Genomic DNA, 13,960 nt, shown 5'->3' with positions numbered 1-13,960 from the left:
CTATTATCAATCTGTTTTTTTAATTCTTTTCTGAAATCATTTAACAACTTTGCATCTGATTGTGTTGTCACTGTAGTCGGATTCGTAGCCGCATAAGATACAGCTGACGCCTGTAAGCCTCCCATTACTATAGTTGAACAAAGTGCGGCAGCTGTCACATACTTACTTGTCTTTCCCATCTTGTCACTCCTTACATTCTATAACTATACAAAAAAGTATCGAATAGTTTCAGAGTATACAATATTTTTTAAAATAGGTCATATGAGATTATGCATATTTAACATTTTTAAAAGGGTTGTTCTTTTAGAAAAAGAACAACCCTTTTTTTAGCAAGTTTGCAACACACAGCATGTATTTTCAAAATGGCGATTTTTCAAGTCTTCATTTCCAATACAGAAATAAAGCATCCCTAAATCTCCCCACATCATATTACAATTTTTAGTATCTGAATCAATTTGGAATAAGAGCGTCATATGCTGTGGATCTATCCACATATATTGTCCAGTCTCGTACAATACCTCATCTTGTACAGAGAATGGTTCTCCAAACATTTGATGATTATCATAGTTGTCTGGGATTAGCTCTTCAAGTAATTGCAAGAAACGATCTGAATCCGCCTCATCTTCAATGAAAAGCTCTGGCAATTTATATGTCAGTTCAAAATTAATTGCACACTGGTTATATTTCGCTTGTATTTCATCTGCTCTACGTAATTGCTCTACAGGGATATTATAATAAAGTACACGTCCAGCTTCGGTTGGATCCACATCTTCTTCAAAGTAATTTTCAATACTAAAGAAATATAACATCCCTGTCTTAGGAAGATTGTGATCCATACCAACGTTTTGTAAATCACTTAAATTAAATTGTGCGATAAAACGTAACGGATTCTCTTTGTATGTTGGATATTCAAATGTATTTGGCAAATCAGGAACTCCGCCCATTTTCGAACTGCCTATCGTAATTATTTCCTGTTGTTTTGGCACAACTTTTACACAAGGAAATACAGTATTAATAAGTTCCTGTTTCAAATGTGTTAGTTCATATTTATCAATTAATATTTCAATTTTCTTTTCCATAAATTCTCCTTACATTTACATACTTATTTGTATCATAGCACAAAGATTATACTCCATTCATTGTAAAATCAACAAGCCCTCCAAAAAACGGGCTTATCCCTCGTACGCGAACAAGTTTAAAAAAGCATAGTATACATTGTTCCTACAAACACGATAGTTCTTTATTTCTTCCAGTACATTTTCCCCTCGTTCATTTTTATTTTTAATTTAAGGAGGAATTCCACATGGGTTACGGATATAGTTGCGGCGGCTACGGCGGTGGTTACGGTTACGGCGGTAGTTGTGGTGGATGTGGTTATGGAGGTTTCGCTTTATTAATCGTTTTATTTATCCTTCTAATCATCATCGGCGCTAGCTGTTGGGGCGGCTTTGTAGGCTGCTAGTAAACTTAAAAACTATTGTAAAAAAGCACGTACAATACGTGCTTTTTTTCCATTTTCATTTTTTAGAAAGGAAGTATGTTCAATGAAAATTGATGGTGTTTTTGAAGGAGGCGGTGTACGCGGAATTGCGCATGTGGGGGCAATTTGCGCGTTAGCCGAAAAAGGATATGAATGGGAGCGCGTAGCTGGAACATCAGCCGGCGCTATTATTGCAGCTCTTCTAGCAGCAGGATATTCTTGTTCCGAATTAAAAACGATTGTAACAGACATTGATTATGAAAAATTCACTAAAAAAACTTTTCTTGATAGAATCCCCTTTATTGGTAAAGGATTAAGCGCTTGGTCTACTCTAGGTATTTATTCAAATGTATTTCTCGAAGAATGGCTAGAAGACCTGCTTAGAAAAAAAGGAATTCATTTGTTTACAGACTTACCCGATTTGAATAAACTCAAAATTATTGCTTCAGATATAAGCAATGGTAAAATGGTTATTTTTCCCGATGACTTACCAAACTACGGATTTTTAAATTATCGCTTCTCTATCGCTAAAGCAGTAAGAATGAGTAGTACAATCCCTTTCTTCTTTGAGCCAGTAAAATGGAGAACACCAAAATGGAAGCAGCCTTGTTATATGGTTGACGGCGGTATTTTAAGTAATTACCCAATTTGGATTTTCGATTCACCGACTTCTCCTCGCTGGCCTACCTTTGGATTTCATTTTGTAAAAGATGAGATTCAAGCTGATCCCGCCCACTATGACGAACCTATTTCCATGTTCAAAGGATTATTTAAAACGATGATGCAAGCTCATGATTTACGGCATTTAGATAAAGAATCAAAGGCTAGAACTATTACAATTCCAACAGGGACGATTACAAGTACAAATTTTGAGTTAACGAAAGAAGAAAAAGAATGGCTGTACAATTCTGGTTATAACTCCGCAAATAAATTTTTACAATCTTGGAACTTCAGACAATATGTTGATGAATATAGAAATGGAAATCAAGATCGCAAAACCAATCGATTTTTCCGTCAACTTGACTCATAATACTTTTATTTTCATACGAGAAGACTTGACGCTTTAATAGTAAATAAGCCTAGTAATTTCATATATTACTAGGCTTATTTATCTCCTACGTACCACACACATTACTTAAGGATAAGTTAACCCTTCAGCTTCTTCCGCGGTAATTACTATGTAACGGTTTCCGGTTCTTAATCCTAACAGTTCTGCTTTTTCAATTGCATCCTGTTTTGTTTCCGCATAAGCAGCTAAATACTTATCTCCATCAATCATTTGGCAAATCACATATTGTTTCATGTTTTTCTCCTTTTACCCTTTAATTAATTGCGCGATCTTTTTTATTCCAACTTCAATTTCTTCTACAGTTGCATAGGAATAAGAAAGACGTAAAAATTGGTTAGCACTTCTATCATACAAAGTGCCTGGGTTTAATAAAATCTTTTCTTGTAAAGCTTTGTCAAATAAACTACGATTCGAGATTGGTAGATTTATATGTAGCCAAATGTAAAAGCTTCCTACTGGCTCATGCCAAGTTGCAATGCCACTACAATACTTTTCTAACATACTTATCATAAAATCTCTACGTTTTTTCAATTCACTTCTTACAAACTGTAAATGTTCATCATACAATCCATTTTCGAACCACTCCGCTGCAATCTGCTGGGATATAGAACTTGAACCATAATCAGTTTGCATTTTTATATCTGCTAATCTTTGAATAACGGATTCTGATCCAACAACCCACCCAATTCTTAAACCAGGACTAATGACTTTGGACATACTTCCAATATGTAGCACGATCCCATTTTTATCATATGCCTTTAAAGGTTTTGAAACTGGTGCATCGAACCATACATCTTGATATACCGCGTCCTCAATAATAGGTAATCCAATTTCATTACATATCTCCATCACTTCTTCCCTCTTCTTAGCGTTCGTACTAAAATTGGTCGGATTATGAAAAGATGGGATTGTATATAAAATAGATGCGTTAAATTGTTTCTTATATCTTGTAATGTATGAAGTATTTATACCATTCTCATTCATTGGTATTCCAATCAAGCGCATTCCTGCTGATTGAAATACATTAAGCGAATATAAATATGATGGTTTTTCTAATAAAATTGACGCTCCTTTCGGAAGAAGCCCCATAGAAATAAGCTGCAATGCTTGAATTGCCCCTGAAACAATTAAAATAGAGTCAGGAGATACATATACCCCATGCCCTTTTAAATATTCCGCAATTTTTTCTCTTAAATGGAGATTCCCTTTCGGTTCCTCATACCCAAGTGGAACATTTGATTGTAAAATTTTATTAATAATACCCTTCATCTTTTTCTCAGGCAAGAGACTCGGTGAAAGTTCACCTGTTCCTAATCGAATTACATTGGGAGTAAATTCAGCTTGATTAATCTCTTGTACAGCAGGAAGATTCGGATAATGAAGTCCTGTTTCTACGTAAGACTGCCAGTTTGGAGGCGGGGCATATGTTGAAGTATTCTCACTATTTTTTATAACAATTGTTCCCTTCCGTCCATTCCCCTCAATATACCCTTTTGCTATTAACTCATCGAAAGCCATTACAATTGTACTTCGGTTCACTTCAAACGCATGCGCCAAAGCTCTTTGTGAAGGTAATTTAGTTCCAATTGTCCATTCCCCATTAACAATTCTCTCTTTTATATAAGATTCTATTTGTTTATACAAAGGAATAGATGAAGACATATTAGGTTTCCAAACGAGCCTTTCCATTATATCACCTCACATATTTTATGGTTGGTAACCTATCCAACCATATGGATGGATACAAATTTTCATTTCTTCTATACAATATAGACTATCATAATTAATCAAATTAAGTAGGAGGTAATCTGATGAGTGAAGCAATTATTCACGGTATCATCCTTGCATTTGGTCTTATCATTCCATTAGGTGTCCAAAATGTTTTCGTCTTTAACCAAGGCGCTAGTCAACCAAATATTTGGCGAGCTGCTCCTGTAGTCTTGACTGCATCTATATGTGATACATTATTAATATTAATTGCTGTACAAGGTGTCTCCCTTGTCCTCTTAACTTTCTCTTGGTTAACAACCACCTTGTATATGATTGGATTTTTCTTTCTTATGTATATGGGCTGGGTTATTTGGAGAAGCGATTCTTCAAATGATGTAAAACAAGAAAAAAGCATGCCTTTAAAAAATCAAATTATTTTCGCCGCATCAGTTTCATTACTAAATCCACACGCAATTTTAGACACAATTGGTGTAATCGGAACAAACTCTATACAGTACATAGGAAGTGAGAAATGGGCTTTCACTTTTGCAACAATTATAGTTTCTTGGATCTGGTTTATTAGTTTAGCTTTTGCTGGAAAATTTCTAAAAGGATTTGACTCAACAGGAAAAACGATTATAGTATTAAATAAAATTTCAGGGCTACTCATATGGGGAGTCGCACTTTATATGTTAAAACAAGTTGTTTTTCCTAACTAATTAAAGAGAATTGCATGTTATGTAATTGGCATGCAATTCTCTTTCGCATTATGAAGTTGGTTCCGGTTTCTGTTTTAACATCATTTCATCTTTTGCTGGTTTAATCCAAATAATTGCTATGACAGCACCAATAGCAGCGAAGATGCTTGTTAAATAAAACACTTCATGGTCTGCCCCTTTCATAAAAAAAGAATACAGGGGTGGTCCAGCTGCTACACCGATAAATCGCATTGAACTATAAAATGACGTAACTGTCCCCCTCTGCTCTTTTTCAATCCCTTGTGTAATAAGAGCATCTAGACATGGTAACGCCATACCAATTCCTCCCCCCATAATAACGAGACAAAGAAGTAGCAAATAGATTCCTTTTAGAAATAAAGGTAAGAAGACAGATGCAGCAGCCAGTAAAAATCCAATATAGATACACTTTTTCATAATATCTTGTTTATCTCCAATTTTTTTACCAGCCATATATGAGCTAAGTGATAGTACAAGTAAAGGAATAGCGAGTACACACCCTTTCCATATACCATGAATATCGTACTTCGACTCCAGTATAGTTGACAGATAAAAAAGTATTCCGAATAAAATAAGCATAATAATTGCACCTAGTATAAAAATGGCAATTAACCATCTTCCCTTTTTTCGAAACGTAGAGATAATAGATTGAATAAATTCTTTAAGTGGTGGGACTTCTTCTTCTTGTTTCTTCGCCTTTACTAGTACCAGTAGTAAAACAATCGATATTACACATAAAACTGGAATCGCCCAAAATGGTAAGAACCATACAATAGCTGCAAGAGCTGATCCTAATATGGGACTCAATACTTTTCCAAATGTATTTGACGTCTCAATGATTCCTAAACCTGCACTAACCTGTTTTTCATCTTTGTATAAATCACCGACACATGGTATGACAACTGGCATAGCACCAGCAGCACCTATCCCTTGAATTGCTCTTCCGATAAGAATCCAAACATAAGGGTTATCAACTTTCCATGATACCCATCCCGTTATCGCTCCTCCAATAGCTGCAATTAATAAACTTGGAACCATTACCATCTTTCGTCCCCATCTATCTGATAAATAACCAGCAATCGGTATAAGTATAATTGCAATGATAGAATAAATTGTAATTATCATGGATACTTGGAAAGATGAAATATGTAATTTCTTTTCAATGGTTGGCAGGATTGGAATAAGCATTGAATTACCTAGCGTCATAACAAGTGGAACTGATGCAAGTGCAATTAAACAACAGTTTTCTTTTTTTAACATGTTGATTTCGGAACCTTTCATCATATATTTCTTACCATATAATAGCCCTGCTGGAAATTATGTTTACATTCCACCAGGGCTATTTCATCTTTACTACTTTCCATTTACAACAAAAGAAATTGGGTAAAATATAGCATTACTCCTATTCTTTGAATCCTGTTCACAATATATCCATACCAATTAATTGAAAATAAAAAAGAAAGGAAGAATCCTTCCTTTCTCCTATAACCTTCTACATTTAGCGAGTATATCCGCCACCAAGCTGTTGTTCTGCCATTGCTACAAGGCGTTTTGTAATTTCACCGCCTACAGAACCGTTTGCACGTGAAGAAGTATCAGCTCCAAGCTGTACACCAAACTCTTGTGCAATTTCATATTTCATTTGATCTAGAGCTGCTTGTGCTCCATGTGATGCTAATTGATTAGCGTTACGATTTCTAGCCATTACCGATCACCTCCTTATATATATTAAACTGTATCAAATCCGAAATTAAATACATGGTAATTTTTGGTTATTGATAAAATAAAAAAAGAGTCTCCTAAACGAGACTCTTTCATCATTTCACCTTATGAACTTACTACTTCTAATTTTCTATTCGTTAATGCTTTCATTTCTTCTTTCAATATATCTTTCGCATTATGCCCAAACCATTCAAGCGAAGCAAAATGATCAGTATCTCTCACTTCCCGGATGATTTCATCATAGTTTACAATACCTTCAAATAATGGAACCATTCCTATACGACTTCCAGCAGCGGCATATACATTATTTGGTTCAAACACGTGTAAATACTCCGCTGATGATATATTCTTAAAATGGTAATGTTGTATCCACGGCTTTAATCGATGAAAACTATCTACAGGGTCTGCACCAGACTCCCATATATGAAGAAAATCAAGGTTTATTTTTAAATATGGATGATTTACTTCTTCTAACAATTTCAAAGTAGACGGCAAAGTATCCGTTAACGTATTTGGATGTGTTTCTAATAGTATATACATATTATGCGGAGCAAATAGATCACAAATCATGCGAATTCGCTCCACATACTCTTTTCTCTCTTGTTCCGAGAAATCCTCACTACCTTTTTGCCCGGCAAACGTACGAATTTTATTTGTATTAAACCAATTAGCTAGTGTTACCAGCTGTTCACATTTTTCCATCGTTTTTTGAAAATCCGCTAATAATGATATGTCCAAGTAATCACTTATCATCGTAACTTCTAAATTTTTATCCTTTAAATAATCTATTTCTCGTTCTGTCGTTTCACGCTCTTGCATATATAAATTTTGTGCATGGGTCCCCCACAACTCAATTCCTTCAAAACCGTTTTCGTATGCAAATTGAACAATATCAGTAAATGAAATTAGTTGATGGCGAAATGAAATTGTACATAGCGAATATTTCATTGGTTTGAACTCCCTTATCTTAAATTCAATGAACTTGTATTAGTTAAGAAAGACTGATTTGTTATCATTTCTTTCCATAACAGAAACTGTTTCTCTAGTTCATCCTTAATTTGCAGTTCAATTGTATTCATTTCATCAAGTTTCTCAACAATTGGTAATAACATATCTTTATTATTTGTCATTGCCATTTTAATAGCACGGTACTGTACATTTGTAAATCCTTGTACAATGTCTTCCACTCGATCACACCAATAATCAAATTCTTGCTCCGAATATTGTAAAGTTTCACGGAAGTATGCAAAGGCATGTTCATAGCTATATTTACGTATTGCCAATACAGGTATTTGCTTTACTGCCGTTACGAGCCCGGAAAGTGAATACCCATCCTCTTCATTTACCATTTTTATTATTAATTTTTTTAATTCCATTGTTAGTTCATTATCATCTTTTTTGAATGTTTCCATGAAATAACTTTCTACCATCTCTTGTGTTGGCTCCTGAATTCCTTCTATATCAATGAAATAGCCTCCACCAAATGGGTTGTCTTTAACAGAATGGAGCACTTTTTCTCTTTCCATATTCCCTTCCCAGCGAAAATCAGGATCAAGCATGAACCATTCATCTTCTTTCTCTGTCTTCGATATCATTAAGTAATGCGGAAACGGTTTTTGATGAAACTTATTTTCTCTCTCAGGCAATAAAGACATATCAACCATTACAATTACGTAACGATTTTCTGGCTTATTTTCTACTAATTCTAAAAATGTTTCTACATTGCTACTTTTATCTTTTGAATGATCGTACCATTCGTTCACTTTAATGCCATACAATTTTTCATACCAAAGTAAGTAGTTATCATGATTAATGTTTTCGGAATGATAAGAAATAATCCCGCCTTCTGTTATATCAAAATCTCCATCCCATAATCCGAAATAAAATGGACGGAAATCTATATCGCTACGCCTTTTTATAATTTCACAAAAACAACTCACTAAACAGTGAACTTTAATTGAAGTCATACTCTCATCCACTTTCCTAAAAGGTTAGTTATTCACATTTATTTCGTGTAACGGCTGTAACTCTTCCATAAAGTCAAGCAAAGATCCTACAGTAAGAAACGCCTTTGGGTCTATCTCATCCTCTGGAACGCATAGCTTTAAATCCATTTCTATGTATACTATAAGCTGTAACATCATTACCGAATCTATATATAAATCTTGATTTAAACGCATCGTTTCTTCTAAATGCGTTACATTTTTCAGTTCCATTTTTTCTCTCATAATACTTAAAACTGCTTCTTTTAACATTTCACGACTCATGTTGTTATCTCTCCCATCTCTAATAACTTCCGACTTACTTTCCCTGTTTTATTTTTCGGAATCTCTGCTACATTTTCAATTTCATGTGGCACTTTATAAGACGGTAAATGCTGTATGCACCATTCTCGTATTTGTACTGGTTCAATACGAGAGACTACTTTCGCTTTTACTATTTCTCCCATCACAGGATGCTTGCCCCGGTATACAATCGCCTCCTGAATACCTTCTAATCGAAGCATCGTTTCTTCCACTTCTATAGGAAATACCTTTAGACCGGACACATTAATAACATCATCTATTCGCCCCATGAAATGAATGCCTTGCTCAGATCTATAACCTAAATCTTTTGTATAAATCTCCTTTTCAGCAATTTTCACTACGATTTCTTCAGGTTCATCTTCATTTGAACCTATGTTAATACTTACATGAGGAAGTGGTTTTCCTAAATCCAAATGTGTTTCCATAGCATGACATATACTAATGCAACCAGCTTCAGAACAGCCGTACTGCTGCATCATGTATTTCGTCATGCCCTTTAACTTATAAAATAGCGTTTCTGGCAAAGGTGATCCTGATGTCATAATTTTATGAAACTGAAAAGTCCCTTGTGGAAAACTCCCCATAATATGTAACATAAGTGGTACTGCGTATATGATATGTTTTTCGGTATTACGAACTATATTTAACGCGAATTTAGGGTTTTTATTTGTAATGATTATAGGCTTACTACCTCTCGTAATTGCTGATAACGTGCCACAAATTAATCCGTATGAATGTGAAACTGGAGCCATTACAATTGGCACTTCGTCTTCTTCACATTTTAAAGCTTCATTGTAAGCAGCAATTTCTGTTTCAATTTCCGTCCATGCTCTACGAATCAGTTTTGGCTCTCCTGTTGTACCTGAACTATACTGCAATAAAGACGATTCTTCTTGTAATAGATTTGGAACTTCTAATTTTGTAAAGTCGTTACTTTCTCCGTATAAAAGTGCAGTACACTTTGCGCGCTTTGCCATTTCAATAGCTGTATCCTTTGGCGTATCTTCATGAATAAGTAGTACAGATGCTCTTTTTTCTTTTAGGAAAAACACAAGCGTAATAATATCGAATGGATCTTTCAGACAAAGTGCAAATCTATTTCCTTCTGCTTCTTGAAATTGTTCCACTCTCTCGTAACCTTGTAATCTCAATTCAAAATCATATTTGCTAAATTCTTGTTTATTAACGATTAGCATGATTTCCCCCCTGTAACAACTGATTTTTGTATTGTAAGTTGCTTTGCTCTATACAATGGATTTGGAACTTCATGAACAAGCGATTCCACATCCATATATAAACGACGCTTCGTTAATTGCTCTGCATGAAATGTAGGTGCATATAATTGTAATGCTTCAAAACGTTCTTTCAAATGCGAAAATCTTTCAAAATGATCTTCTATTTCTTCAACAAGAATGATCCAAAATTGTTCCTCTTTCAACTGATACTCATCTGCCAGCACGAAAGCCAGTTCACCTAGATTGAATAGGAAAAGCGCATCTAAAACCATTTCTTGTAAACATTCAATACGGTCCATTTCAAAGAAATCATTCATTTGACCATTCGCATATGTTTTATGCATTTTAGTAAAGTCAGGACATTTTTCGAGTTCTTTCAAAAATGGACGATAAAACTCCAGTCCTTCATGAAAATCTTTTAGTGCAATACGGACTGGTATTCCCTCTTCATGAACTAAAATCATGTTTTGCCCATGTGATTCTAATGCGACTCCATGCTCTACAACGAGGTGTACAACTGGGATAATTGCTTTTTGAATAAGCAATTGTAACCAGCTTTCTACTCCATATCTCTTTAACCACAAATCAATAGTTGGTGTCCCATTTTTTCCCTTGGCATATAAACCGTTAAATGGGATTGCCTCTTCTTTCTTATCTAAATATTTGTGAACGCTTTCGCGCCAAATACATCCTAATGAGCCATACGTAGCTTTTTTATTCGCATCGTACGTAACACTCGAAAATTCATTTAACAAAATTAAACGCGATTCATCCCTTAAATAAGGGTCATGATTTACTATATCTTTTAACCAATTCGATATAGCAGGTGCACTCACAACCGAATGTGGTTTTAATGTACGGATAGTTGAAGTATTGAGTAAATTCATTGATAACTTTACATATGGTTTCTCTCGATTCGTAACATTTCTTAATGTCCGCATCGACTGCTGCGCGCAATAATCATCTTCTGATTTCCCTAAATAAATAATATATTTATCCTGTATATGGTCAGTATAATTCGGAATAATAAAGTTCTCCCACTGCCAAGGATGAACAGGTATAAACATGTACTTCTTCGAATCACAGTCCATTGTTCGAATACGATCCATATACTCTTCGATTTTCTTTTCACCAATTTCTTCTTTAAAGGTACAGTTATAACTCTCTTCACTTTCATATCCTACAGTCGTATATTTCTCATGAACTGCAATCCATATAATTTTCATTGATTGCATAAATTCAAATCCATATTGAAAATTATCACGATATTGAAACCCGATGCGTGCTTTATAACTAGGATGATACGGGTGTCCATCTATTAAATGACTTTCAAGCTCATCATAAGATTTCGCAAGATAGTCTTCTTCACAACTTCTCTCATATTGTGCAATCGTATCTTTGAAGATTGTTTGTTCTAATTCTTGAATAAAAGAATCCAATTTCGTTCGATCCACTTGAACAATCCGAAAAATCTCCTGTAAAAATTGTGAAACTGATTGTATTTCTTCTTCCTCATCTTGAACTCTCATTATTAATGAGTCATGTAAACAAATACGCCCAAATGTCATACGTTCTTGCCCATAGCATTGGTACATTACATTTTGATCCTTTTCATCAAGACCTTGTATAATAAAAAGTATTTGCTCTCCCTTTTGTATACGAATCGGCGTAATGATTTCTTCATAAATTAACGATTCTACTAATTGCCGGAATACTCTTCTTCTTACTGAAATGTACTCTTTTGATTGGAGTGCCTTCAATATTTTTATGTGATAAACTTCTTCTTTCATAAATCCCTCCGCTATAATACGGAATATCAAATTCCATTATTTGTATTACGTGAAATTTTAGCACTACTTATGAACGAACAGCCACTTCTCTAACGAGTGGATTATCTACTTGTACATAAATTGCTTGCTCTAAAGGATTTGTCAGTTCATCAACATCGAAAAATCTCGTTAGCAAATTTGCTTTACATGCCAATTTATTTTCTTCCAACAATTCACTTAAAAATGTAGAAGGTTCGCGGTTATATGGAAGGAACGCTTCAAGTACAGACCTTAATTCCGAAAGAAGAATTTCCTCCTTTATTAATCCTGCTGTACCAAAACCGTTAATTAGTCCAAACATATGATTAAAAATTAAATAGTAACGAAATCTTTCATCTACAATGTAATCGTCATATAAATTCCCAGTACGTTCGCCAATACCCGCTAGTTCATTATCTAGCACTGACTTCATTGAATTGCAGAAATAAAAACCTTGATTATCACGGAAGTAAAACTTAACTGGATAACCATCTTTCAATTGAACAACACTATTTTGTTGATGCGCTTCTAATGCAACGCCATAACGTAAATACATCCATACCATCGGCTTTAAAGAGATATTCATATATCGTCTAAACCACTCTAAACTTACTTCTTCACAGCTTCTACCTTCTAAATCTGCTAAGCGATGGATAATATTTGCTAAACGAGTTCTTTCACCCGGAATTGCATCTTGTACTAATCCAGCGATAAGCGTTGCATCATTTTCATTTTCACTATAAAATGTGTTTTCTCGAATAATCACTTCAAATCCAGACTCTTGTGCCCCGTATTTTAAAGTAATAAAGGCCGGATCACATATAAAATCAAATCCTGGAAACTTTTCTAGCACCTCTCCAATTTTAGTATTCAGTATTTCCTTACCTTCAAGTCCACTCTCAAGTTCCTTCAATTTATTAATACGCATTGAATTCGTGACCTTTACAGGGAATGAAAACTTGAACATATACTTCGAATGAGGATGATATAGCGTTCTAAGTGATGATGTCGCCATATAACACTTACCTACTGGACCAATATATTCAAGTACACCTTGATTCATCCAATTTTGCACATAAGATTGATGTAATAGCCATTCTGCTTGTAGCGGATGGATTGGAATTAATGAATATTCATCTTCTTGACAGTACTCTTCAATAAATTCTTGACCTACCTTTTCATCGTTCTTTAATTCCTTTTTTATCATCGCCGTTGTAGAATCTTTTAACAATGACTTTTCACTTACTATACTTTTATGTGCCCTAAAATAGTGAAGTTGGCACTCCCCTTTTAATTCAGGAGAATACATTGAACTTTTCCAATCCAATATACCTTGTCTACTCTTTGGTGTAGGATGAGTTAAATGTCCAAATAATAAAGATTGCTCCGCCTCTATAAAAGTCGTATGGAAACCATATAATTCAGCTGTATCCTGCTCCCTTCCTTGTATAAACTTCTCAATATTTTGACAACTACAGATAACTCGAAGCATAAGTTCATCAGGATTCGTACCTTCTCCATAGTTAATAGACATTTCCTTTATTAAAAACATAATAACCGTAATATAATCTGCTTTAATAACATTTTTATTTTCGCCAATTTGGTAATAAAATTGTTCTCCAAATAGATGACGGTCCGTTGACGATTTATATATAACTTCCCCATACAAAGTAACGTTTTGTGCCGATAACCGACAGCATAAATAAGTGGGGATAGCGTCTCTTTGAAATGAATGGCAGAAAATATTTTCTATCCTTTTATCCTCCGTAATCCATTCTCCACTTCCTGTTTCTCTTAAATAACAATTTAAAAAGCTTTGTATTGTTGCATGTTCCGCGATTTGTTTCGCATGCTGCATACTGCTCCTCCTCTTTTAGACGAACACTATCATTT

At 34.6% G+C, this 13,960-nt stretch carries 13 protein-coding genes and 1 pseudogene; 3 read left to right on the top strand and 11 right to left on the bottom strand.

Annotated elements, in window-relative coordinates:
• Positions 1-326: 326 nt before the first annotated feature.
• Positions 327-1,079, bottom strand: a complete 753-nt coding sequence (locus tag AB3X49_RS10180) for a YwqG family protein (RefSeq protein WP_367961845.1) — start codon at positions 1,077-1,079, stop codon at positions 327-329.
• A gap of 224 nt (positions 1,080-1,303) precedes the next feature.
• Here AB3X49_RS10180 and AB3X49_RS10175 point away from each other — a divergent pair, with 224 nt between their 5' ends.
• A complete protein-coding gene (locus AB3X49_RS10175) occupies positions 1,304-1,462 on the top strand; it encodes a YjcZ family sporulation protein (RefSeq protein WP_000540422.1) in 159 nt (52 codons plus the stop codon).
• 82 nt (positions 1,463-1,544) lie between these two features.
• Positions 1,545-2,510 (top strand): patatin-like phospholipase family protein, encoded by a 966-nt coding sequence (locus AB3X49_RS10170; RefSeq protein WP_002126956.1) that lies wholly within the window; start codon positions 1,545-1,547, stop codon positions 2,508-2,510.
• Positions 2,511-2,615: 105 nt separating this feature from the next.
• Here AB3X49_RS10170 and AB3X49_RS10165 read toward each other — a convergent pair whose 3' ends face one another.
• Together AB3X49_RS10165 and AB3X49_RS10160 are read right to left on the bottom strand one after the other, a co-directional pair.
• The gene (locus AB3X49_RS10165) at positions 2,616-2,783 is read right to left on the bottom strand and encodes a DUF3933 family protein (protein ID WP_000816387.1); all 168 of its coding nucleotides are present in this window, start codon (positions 2,781-2,783) and stop codon (positions 2,616-2,618) included.
• Between the two features lie 12 nt (positions 2,784-2,795).
• The gene (locus AB3X49_RS10160) at positions 2,796-4,238 is read right to left on the bottom strand and encodes an aminotransferase-like domain-containing protein (protein WP_367961843.1); all 1,443 of its coding nucleotides are present in this window, start codon (positions 4,236-4,238) and stop codon (positions 2,796-2,798) included.
• A gap of 122 nt (positions 4,239-4,360) precedes the next feature.
• Between AB3X49_RS10160 and AB3X49_RS10155 the strand changes: the two genes are divergently transcribed.
• Positions 4,361-4,978 (top strand): LysE/ArgO family amino acid transporter, encoded by a 618-nt coding sequence (locus tag AB3X49_RS10155; RefSeq protein WP_002126952.1) that lies wholly within the window; start codon positions 4,361-4,363, stop codon positions 4,976-4,978.
• A 48-nt stretch (positions 4,979-5,026) separates the two neighbouring features.
• On the opposite strand, the gene bcbE is transcribed toward AB3X49_RS10155, so the two are convergent.
• From bcbE to AB3X49_RS10115, 8 genes and pseudogenes are all read right to left on the bottom strand, one after another.
• Positions 5,027-6,277 carry a bacillibactin exporter BcbE gene (gene bcbE, locus AB3X49_RS10150; protein ID WP_367961847.1) on the bottom strand — a complete coding sequence of 417 codons (1,251 nt, stop codon included), beginning with the start codon at positions 6,275-6,277 and terminating at the stop codon, positions 5,027-5,029.
• Positions 6,278-6,494: 217 nt separating this feature from the next.
• The gene (locus tag AB3X49_RS10145) at positions 6,495-6,701 is read right to left on the bottom strand and encodes an alpha/beta-type small acid-soluble spore protein (protein ID WP_000113539.1); all 207 of its coding nucleotides are present in this window, start codon (positions 6,699-6,701) and stop codon (positions 6,495-6,497) included.
• Between the two features lie 122 nt (positions 6,702-6,823).
• A complete protein-coding gene (locus AB3X49_RS10140) occupies positions 6,824-7,666 on the bottom strand; it encodes a sugar phosphate isomerase/epimerase family protein (protein ID WP_002126948.1) in 843 nt (280 codons plus the stop codon).
• Positions 7,667-7,680: 14 nt separating this feature from the next.
• Positions 7,681-8,685: a DUF6005 family protein gene (locus AB3X49_RS10135; RefSeq protein ID WP_002126945.1), complete on the bottom strand. Its 1,005-nt coding sequence runs from the start codon at positions 8,683-8,685 to the stop codon at positions 7,681-7,683.
• Between the two features lie 24 nt (positions 8,686-8,709).
• Entirely contained in the window at positions 8,710-8,985 is a 276-nt protein-coding gene (gene asbD / locus AB3X49_RS10130; protein WP_002064932.1) for a petrobactin biosynthesis protein AsbD, read from the bottom strand.
• On the bottom strand, positions 8,982-10,220 hold the full coding sequence (locus AB3X49_RS10125) for an AMP-binding protein (RefSeq protein ID WP_002126944.1): 1,239 nt from the start codon (positions 10,218-10,220) through the stop codon (positions 8,982-8,984). The genes asbD and AB3X49_RS10125 overlap by 4 nt, the downstream gene beginning before the upstream one ends.
• A pseudogene (locus AB3X49_RS10120) lies at positions 10,207-12,049 on the bottom strand (IucA/IucC family protein). The gene AB3X49_RS10125 and the pseudogene AB3X49_RS10120 overlap by 14 nt, the downstream one beginning before the upstream one ends.
• A 67-nt stretch (positions 12,050-12,116) precedes the next feature.
• Positions 12,117-13,925 carry an IucA/IucC family protein gene (locus AB3X49_RS10115; RefSeq protein ID WP_367961835.1) on the bottom strand — a complete coding sequence of 603 codons (1,809 nt, stop codon included), beginning with the start codon at positions 13,923-13,925 and terminating at the stop codon, positions 12,117-12,119.
• Between the last annotated feature and the right edge of the window lie 35 nt (positions 13,926-13,960).

This window comes from Bacillus sp. C30 (assembly GCF_040838255.1).
Classification (GTDB): domain Bacteria; phylum Bacillota; class Bacilli; order Bacillales; family Bacillaceae_G; genus Bacillus_A; species Bacillus_A mycoides.
The sequence above is the reverse complement of the archived record's forward strand: the minus strand, read 5'-3'. Positions and strand labels throughout refer to the sequence as shown.